We start from the raw sequence: 7,729 nt of genomic DNA, 5'->3' as shown, positions 1-7,729 counted from the left end.
CTGGGCCATAAAAATAAACAGTTAGTTAAGATCTCGACTATTTACAGCTTGGCAACGCAAGGTACAATTAAAATCGTACTTGGCGCCGCTCAACTGATCGATACTTGATCAACTAGCGCAAAGAATGATCATGCGTCGGCCCTGCAAGTGAGGCAGGGGTTTTAACCTGCCTCTAAATATTTCTGCGTTCTTTTGGAAATTATATGAATGAAATCTTTAAGATGGATGCAATTGAGTGGTTGAGGACTCTTCCCAAGAATAGCATTGATCTTTTTATAACTGATCCTCCTTATGAATCTCTTGAAAAGCACCGAAAAGTAGGAACAACTACGCGTCTTAAAGATAGTAAGTCCTCTAGCAATCAATGGTTTGATATCTTCCCAAATGATAGATTCGAGGAGTTATTCATAGAAATATATAGGGTGCTCAAGAAGAACACTCATTTTTATCTTTTCTGTGATCAAGAGACAATGTTTATTGTCAAGCCGCTGGCGGAAAAAATAGGGTTTAAGTTTTGGAAGCCTATAGTTTGGGATAAATGCTCTATGGGCATGGGATATCACTATAGGGCAAGATACGAGTTTATCTTGTTTTTTGAAAAAGGAAAACGAAAGCTTAATAACTTGGGTATTCCAGATGTTTTGCAGTGTAAACGAGTATGGCGAGGTTATCCTACTGAAAAACCAGTTGAGATTATTGAAATATTAATATCCCAGAGCTCATTAGAAAATGATGTTGTTGCCGATTCTTTCTTTGGGTCAGGCTCAACATTGGTAGCTGCAGTTAATACATCAAGAAAGTACCTTGGTTGTGATATTTCTACTTCAGCGCATGAGTGTTTTATAAACCGGATGAAAAAGTCTTAATCAAATTAAATAAAAGTATCTCAAAAATTCAAGATGTTTATAAAAACGGCGCCTTAACGGCGCCGTTTTTAATATCACTGACTCAACCAAGATCACTGCAGCAGGGAGATATCCGCGACTTGCAGGAAGAGGTTGCGCAGGTTGTTCAACAGTGCCAGACGGTTGGCCTTGAGGGCCTCGTCGTCGGCCATCACCATGACTTCGTTGAAGAAGGTGTCGACCGGCTCGCGCAGGGCGGCCAGACGGGTGAGGGCGGCCTGATAGTCACCGGCAGCGAACAGCGGGGCCAGTTCGGCTTGCAGTGCTGCAACCTGGGTGGCCAGCGCCTGCTCGGCAGCATCGACCAGCAGTTCCGGTTTGACGGCAGTCGGCAGATCGCCTTCGACCTTGGCCAGAATGTTGCTCACGCGCTTGTTGGCGGCGGCCAGGGCCAGGGCTGCATCCAGGGTGCGGAAGTGGCTGACGGCCTTGACGCGGCGATCGAAGTCCAGCGGACGGGTCGGGCGGCGGGCCAGTACGGCCAGCACCACGTCGGCACCGATGCCTTCGTCCTGATAGGCGGCGCGGAAGCGGCCCAGCATAAAGTCGACCACGTCGGTGACGACGGTTTTGTTGGTCAGCTTGTCGCCGTAGACGCGTACCGCTTCTTCAACCAGTTCAACCAGATCCAGATCCAGTTGCTTCTCGGTCATGATGCGCAGGGCACCGATGGCGGCGCGACGCAGGGCGAACGGGTCCTTGTCACCCTTGGGCAGCATGCCGATGCCGAAGATACCGGCCAGGGTGTCGAACTTGTCGGCCAGCGCGACGGCGCAGGCCACCAGACCGGACGGCAGGGCATCGCCGGCAAAGCGCGGCATGTACTGCTCGTTGAGGGCCACGGCAACCGCTTCGTCTTCGCCATCGTGACGGGCGTAGTGCATCCCCATGACACCCTGGGTGTCGGTGAACTCGCCGACCATGTTGGTCATCAGATCACACTTGGAGAGCAGACCGGCACGCTTGGCCTGAGCCACGTCGGCGCCGATGCGCTCGGCGATAAAGCCGGCGACGGTCTCGATGCGCTCGACCTTGGCCTTGACGGTGCCCAGCTGCTGCTGGAACAGCACGGTTTCAAGGCGCGGCAGGCGGGAGGCCAGGGTCTGCTTGAGGTCGGTCTTGAAGAAGAACTCGGCGTCTGAGAGACGGGGGCGAACTACCTTCTCGTTGCCGCTGATGATCTGGCTCGGGTCTTTGGACTCGATGTTGGTGACGAAGATGAACTTCGGCAGCAGCTTGCCGTGCTTGTCGTAGACCGGGAAGTACTTCTGGTCACCCTTCATGGTGTGAACCAGCGCTTCAGCCGGAACGGCCAGGAACTTCTCTTCGAAGTTGGCGGTCAGCACCACCGGCCACTCGACCAGTGCGGTCACTTCTTCCAGCAGGGCGTCGTCCAGATCGGCTACGCCACCGAAGGCGGCAGCGGCCGCTTCGACGTCAGCCTTGATCTTGGCCTTGCGCGCCATAAAGTCGGCAATCACCATGCCGCGCTCCTGCAGGATCTGCGGGTACTGGCTGGCGTTGTCGATGGTGAACTCGCTCTCGCCCATAAAGCGGTGACCGCGAAGGGTGCGGGCAGAGTCGATACCCAGAATGTGGGCGGGCACCAGCTCGCCATCCAGCAGCAGGGTCACGGTGAAGACCGGACGCACGAACTGGATGGTCTTGTCGCCCCAGCGCATCATTTTTGGGATCGGCAGTTTGGCCAGCGCCTGGCTAACCAGCTCGCCCAGCAATTCTTTGGCCGGACGGCCTTCAACCTTGGCGGTGTGAACCAGCCACTCGCCCTTGTCGGTGACCAGACGCTCGGCCTGCTCAACGGTGATGCCGTTGCCACGGGCCCAGCCTTCGGCAGCCTTGGTCGGCTTGCCTTCGGCATCGAACGCCTGAGCCACGGCCGGGCCGCGCTTCTCGACGCTCTTGCTCGGCTGTTCGCCAGCCAGCTCGCTTACCTTCAGCGCCAGACGGCGCGGTGAGGCAAACCACTCGACGTCGCCGAAGGCCAGATCGGCCTTGGTCAGTTCGGCTTTGAAGTTGTCGGCAAAGGCTTCGGCCAGGGAGCGCAGGGCTTTGGGCGGCAGCTCAGCAGTACCGATCTCTACCAGAAATGTATGTTGTGCCATGTCCGTTCCTTAACCTTGCTTGTTCTCTGTGCGCTGACACATGGGGAAACCCAGCGCTTCGCGGGAGGCGTAGTATGCCTCTGCCACGGCCTTGGTCAGGGTGCGAATGCGCAGGATGTAGCGCTGACGCTCGGTGACCGAGATGGCCTTGCGGGCATCCAGCAGGTTGAAGGAGTGAGCGGCTTTGAGGATGCGCTCGTAGGCAGGCAGCGGCAGCGGTTTTTCCAGTGCCAGCAGATTCTGGGCTTCCTTCTCGTACTGCTCGAAGCAGTGGAACAGGAACTCCACATCGGCGTGTTCGAAGTTGTAGGTGGATTGCTCCACTTCGTTCTGGTGGAACACGTCGCCGTAGGTGGTCTTGCCCAGGGGGCCGTCAGACCAGACCAGATCGTAGACGCTGTCTACGCCCTGGATGTACATGGCCAGACGCTCGAGACCGTAGGTGATCTCGCCGGTGACCGGCTTGCACTCGAGGCCGCCAACTTGCTGGAAGTAGGTGAACTGGGTCACTTCCATGCCGTTCAGCCACACTTCCCAACCCAGACCCCAGGCACCCAAGGTCGGGTTTTCCCAGTTGTCTTCCACGAAGCGGATGTCGTGGATTTCAGGATCCATACCCAGCTCTTTCAGGGAGCCCAGATAGAGTTCCTGAATGTTGTCGGGGGAAGGCTTGATGATCACCTGGAACTGGTAGTAGTGCTGCAGGCGGTTCGGGTTTTCACCGTAGCGGCCGTCAGTCGGACGGCGGGACGGTTGTACGTAGGCGCAGGCGATGGGCTCCGGGCCCAGGGCGCGCAGGCAGGTCATGGGGTGGGAGGTACCGGCACCCACTTCCATATCCAGCGGCTGAATGATGGTACAGCCCTGGCGGGACCAATAGTCCTGCAACTGCAGGATCAGGCCCTGAAAGGTTTTGACATCGAATTTTTGCATAGTGTTTTTCGCGCGAAATGAAATCAGAGCAAGATTTGCTGAATGTGAACCGAGGGAGTATACCGTCTGGCATGGTCGGATAATAGGCGAAATTACAGGGGATTAGTGGGGCTATGTTGCCGCTTGCCCTATGATGTCGCCGACGCAAGCGGCCTGCCGATGGCCGATGAAAAACAGGGGAGAGGAAATGGAACTGCGCTGCGCCTGGGTGACCAGAGACCCGGAATACATCGAATACCATGACAAGCAGTGGGGCAGGCCGGTGTATGACGCCCGCGAGTTGTTTGCCAAGCTCTGCCTCGATGGTCAACAGGCGGGGCTGTCGTGGATCACCATCCTCAAGCGCACCGAGAGCTACCATCGCGCCTATGCGGATTTTGATCCGGTGCGCATCGTGCAGTTCGACGAGCAGGATGTGGAACGGCTGATGCAGGATACCGGCATCATCCGCAACCGGCTCAAGGTGCAATCGATCATCAAAAATGCCCGCGCCTATCTGGCGCTGGAGGCCGAGGGCATCGACTTCGTCGATTATCTGTGGAGTTTTGTCGGCGGCGCCCCCATCGTCAACCAGCGTCAGGGCAACGGCGACATTCCGGCGACCTCACCAGAGTCGGATGCCATGTCCAAGGCCCTCAAGAAGCGCGGCTTCACCTTCGTCGGCAGCACCATCTGCTACGCCTTCATGCAGGCGGTGGGCATGGTGAACGATCATCTGGTGACCTGCCCTTGCCACGCCGAGTGCCAGCAAGCAGCGGCGACGTGAAGGGGAAATGCACGAAGAAGGGAGGCTCAGGCCTCCCTTCTTTTTTGCTCTGAATCAGCAGGGCTCAAGGGTGCGGCCGAGCGCCTCGCACACCTCGTCGCTGCTCATCAGCCGCACGAAGGGGCCGGCCAGGGTGGCGTTGTGATGGGCGATGATCTGGGGGGCGGTCAGTTGCGGCGTGTCCATGCAGGTGTGGGAATCGCTCACCAGCACCACTGTGTAGCCGAGATCTGCCGCCGCCCGGCAGGTGGTGTCGATGCAGTACTGGGTCTTCATGCCGGTGACGATCAGGGTCTGCACGCCGTCCTCTTTCAGCCAGCCATCGAGACCGGTGCCATGGAAGGCGCTGGGGCGCTGCTTGTCGAACACCCGATCGGCCTCGCCGACGACCAGCTCAGGTGCAAGCTGCCAGAACGGACTGCCGGCGGCGATGGGGCTGCCGGCCGGGACCGTGTGGCGCACCGCCAGCACAGGGAGAGCGGCACTGCGGGCCGCCTGGCTCAGGCGATTGATGTTGGCCAGGGTCTCGGCCCCGGCATGGGGGGCTTCCGGGCCGTGAAGGAGGCCCACCTGGATGTCGATGATGAGCAGCGCGGGGCGGGAAAGGGACGACATGGTCATGGCTCCGTGAGAAATGTCACCCACTCTGGGGCCATGGGCTCTAATGAGACAACCCCGCATCTGGTGGGCAACCACTCCAGACTCCGGGAGCATGTTCCGTTGCGCCGGGCTGGGCCGGGAGCATTTTCGCCCCTCGGTACAGCCGGGATACAGTCACACGGGTTCACCATCGGGAGCGTCATCACGAGGGAATCCCATGTCACTGAGCGCCGTTCGCCCTCTCTTCCCCGGTTGTCTGAGCCTGATCGGCTGCACCCTGGGGATGACGTTGCTCGTCAGGGCAAACATGAGGGGAAGCCGGCCCTGTGCAAGAAGGTCCGAGGCTGCACAGACGACGCTCCGAGGGCCGAGTTGGCGCTACCGGGATCCTGCCCCTCCCCTATCATTGAAAGACGCCGGACCGGTTCAGGTTGTCTGGCGAAGGAGCCATCATGAAGAAGTCCGTATTGGCGCTGCTTGCCGCCACCGCCTTGCTGGCCGCCCTGCCTGCACAGGCCACCAAGCAGGCCCTGGAGCGCCGTGACGCCCGCGATGTGCGTCAGGATACCCGTCAGGGGTCCCGTGACGCGAAACAGGCGTGTCGTGAGGGGCTGGTGGGCAATGCCGACTGCCGCCAGGAGCATCGTGACAACAAGCAGGAGGGGCGAGACAAGGCCCGGGATATCAAATATTGATGCGGGCCCGTCCGAAGATGGCCTGCACCGGGTAAGTCGCTAGGGGCAGGGGGGCATGTTGCCCCCCTGCCCATCTTCGCAATGCGCGCGTCACACTCTGGCGCCTCTCTGGGTTAGAATGAGCGGCCATCGGCTAGAGTCGTTCTTTTTCAGAGGTTTTTTCATGCATTTCAAGAAACTGGTTCCTGCACTTGCCCTGACCGTCGCCATCACTGGCTGTACCACCAACCCTTATACCGGTGAATCCCAGACCTCCAAGGGCGCCTGGGGCGCGTTGGCGGGTGCGGCGACCGGCGCAGCCGTGGGGGCGCTCTCCTCCAGCAAGGGCGACCGCAAAAAGGGCATCCTGACTGGCGTCGCCGCCGGTGCGGCCCTGGGTGGCGGTATCGGTTACTACATGGATGTGCAAGAAGCCAAGCTGCGCGAGAAGCTGCAAGGCACCGGCGTCAGCGTGACCCGCAACGGTGATCAGCTGATCCTCAACATGCCGAACAACGTCACCTTCGACAGCTCCAGCGCCCAGCTGAAAGCCGCCGGTGCCAACACCCTGTCCGGCGTGGCCCTGGTGGTTGCCGAGTTCGACAAGACCCGTCTGAACGTGGTCGGCCACACCGACAGCACCGGCTCCCGCGAGCTGAACATGAAGCTCTCCCGGGATCGCGCCGATGCCGTCGCCGCCCAGCTGATCGGCCAGGGCGTGTCCGGCAGCCGCATCGCCATCAGTGGTGTGGGCCCGGATCAGCCGGTGGCCAGCAACAGCACCGCCGAAGGCAAGGCCCAGAACCGTCGGGTGACCATCACCCTGACCCCGACCGCCTAAGAGGTCCGGTTCGATGCCATGAAAAAGGCCCCGCCAGCGATGGCGGGGCCTTTCTATTGGCGCCGGTGCGTGCCCTTTGCTCCTTGCCCCCTTCTCCCCTTGCGGGAGAAGGGTCGGGGATGAGGGGATAACCGCCTCTTAGACAGCCGCAGTCAGCTGCACTTCCACCTTGTAGCCTTCGTGGGCGAGGCGGGCCTGTACGCAGGCGCGGACCGGGGCTGTGTCGGCATCAGGGGAGCCAGGCATCCCGCTTTGTTTAGACAGCGGCAGTGAGCTGTACTTCCACCCTGTAGCCTTCGTGGGCGAGACGGGCCTGCACGCAGGCGCGCACGGGGGCTGTGTCGGCATCAGGGGAGACAGGCATCCCGTTTTGATTAGACAGTGGCAGTCAGCTGTACTTCCACCCTGTAGCCTTCGTGGGCGAGACGGGCCTGTACACAGGCGCGGACCGGGGCTGTGCCGGCCGGGATCCAGGCATCCCACTGCGCGTTGAAGGCGGCGATGTCTTCAATGTCCTTGAGATAGATGTTGGCCACCAAGATCTTGTCGACGCCGGAGCCGTTGGCTTCCAGCAGACGCTGCAGGCTTTCCAGCACTTCACGGGTCTGCTGGTGGATGTCGGCGGTCTCGGTGGCGGGCACTTCCACCACGTAGAGGGTGCCGTTGTGGATGACCACATCAGACCAGCGCTGGGTGGTCCCGATACGGGTAATGGATGTCATGTTTGCTCCGGTACGGGGTTATTGACCCTTGCGGATCAGGTAGCGGTAAGGGGCCTGCTCAGTCTCGCTGGCGACCAGGGTATGGTCCATGAAGCGGCAGAAGCTGGGAATGTCGCGGGTGGTGGAGGGGTCGTCGGCGCTGACCAGCAGGGTCTCCCCATCCGC

9 protein-coding genes and 2 pseudogenes are annotated in these 7,729 nt (G+C 59.7%); 4 read left to right on the top strand and 7 right to left on the bottom strand.

Annotated features, from left to right (window positions below):
• Nucleotides 1–203 precede the first annotated feature (203 nt).
• Nucleotides 204–866, top strand: a complete 663-nt coding sequence (locus J9889_RS16790) for a site-specific DNA-methyltransferase (RefSeq protein ID WP_080989850.1) — start codon at nucleotides 204–206, stop codon at nucleotides 864–866.
• A gap of 92 nt (nucleotides 867–958) precedes the next feature.
• Here J9889_RS16790 and glyS read toward each other — a convergent pair whose 3' ends face one another.
• Nucleotides 959–3,028, bottom strand: a complete 2,070-nt coding sequence (glyS, locus tag J9889_RS16785) for a glycine--tRNA ligase subunit beta (protein ID WP_202041453.1) — start codon at nucleotides 3,026–3,028, stop codon at nucleotides 959–961.
• Nucleotides 3,029–3,037: 9 nt separating this feature from the next.
• Nucleotides 3,038–3,961, bottom strand: coding sequence for a glycine--tRNA ligase subunit alpha (glyQ, locus tag J9889_RS16780; protein WP_041212022.1), 924 nt, complete (start codon nucleotides 3,959–3,961; stop codon nucleotides 3,038–3,040).
• Nucleotides 3,962–4,148: 187 nt separating this feature from the next.
• On the opposite strand from glyQ, the gene J9889_RS16775 reads away from it, so the two are divergent.
• Nucleotides 4,149–4,727, top strand: coding sequence for a DNA-3-methyladenine glycosylase I (locus J9889_RS16775; protein ID WP_210557419.1), 579 nt, complete (start codon nucleotides 4,149–4,151; stop codon nucleotides 4,725–4,727).
• Nucleotides 4,728–4,781: 54 nt separating this feature from the next.
• On the opposite strand, the gene J9889_RS16770 is transcribed toward J9889_RS16775, so the two are convergent.
• Nucleotides 4,782–5,342: a cysteine hydrolase family protein gene (locus J9889_RS16770; RefSeq protein ID WP_210557412.1), complete on the bottom strand. Its 561-nt coding sequence runs from the start codon at nucleotides 5,340–5,342 to the stop codon at nucleotides 4,782–4,784.
• Between the two features lie 437 nt (nucleotides 5,343–5,779).
• On the opposite strand from J9889_RS16770, the gene J9889_RS16765 reads away from it, so the two are divergent.
• Both J9889_RS16765 and J9889_RS16760 read left to right on the top strand, forming a co-directional pair.
• Nucleotides 5,780–6,022: a hypothetical protein gene (locus tag J9889_RS16765; RefSeq protein ID WP_103858857.1), complete on the top strand. Its 243-nt coding sequence runs from the start codon at nucleotides 5,780–5,782 to the stop codon at nucleotides 6,020–6,022.
• Between the two features lie 163 nt (nucleotides 6,023–6,185).
• Nucleotides 6,186–6,842 (top strand): OmpA family lipoprotein, encoded by a 657-nt coding sequence (locus J9889_RS16760; protein ID WP_010672405.1) that lies wholly within the window; start codon nucleotides 6,186–6,188, stop codon nucleotides 6,840–6,842.
• 138 nt (nucleotides 6,843–6,980) lie between these two features.
• Here the strand turns inward: J9889_RS16760 and J9889_RS16755 are convergent.
• From J9889_RS16755 to tusA, 4 genes and pseudogenes are all read right to left on the bottom strand, one after another.
• Nucleotides 6,981–7,070, bottom strand: a pseudogene (locus J9889_RS16755) (endoribonuclease L-PSP); the annotation flags it as partial.
• A gap of 28 nt (nucleotides 7,071–7,098) precedes the next feature.
• Nucleotides 7,099–7,188 (bottom strand): annotated as a pseudogene (locus tag J9889_RS16750) (endoribonuclease L-PSP); the annotation flags it as partial.
• Between the two features lie 28 nt (nucleotides 7,189–7,216).
• Nucleotides 7,217–7,564, bottom strand: a complete 348-nt coding sequence (locus tag J9889_RS16745; protein WP_210557410.1) for a RidA family protein — start codon at nucleotides 7,562–7,564, stop codon at nucleotides 7,217–7,219.
• Nucleotides 7,565–7,582: 18 nt separating this feature from the next.
• On the bottom strand, nucleotides 7,583–7,729 hold a 147-nt coding region (tusA, locus tag J9889_RS16740), incomplete at its 5' end, for a sulfurtransferase TusA (protein WP_210557421.1).

Source organism: Aeromonas sp. PrichA-15, assembly GCF_017939245.1.
In the GTDB taxonomy this organism is placed as follows: domain Bacteria; phylum Pseudomonadota; class Gammaproteobacteria; order Enterobacterales; family Aeromonadaceae; genus Aeromonas; species Aeromonas caviae.
Note: the sequence above shows the minus strand (reverse complement) of the source record. Positions and strands in the feature narration are given on the sequence as shown.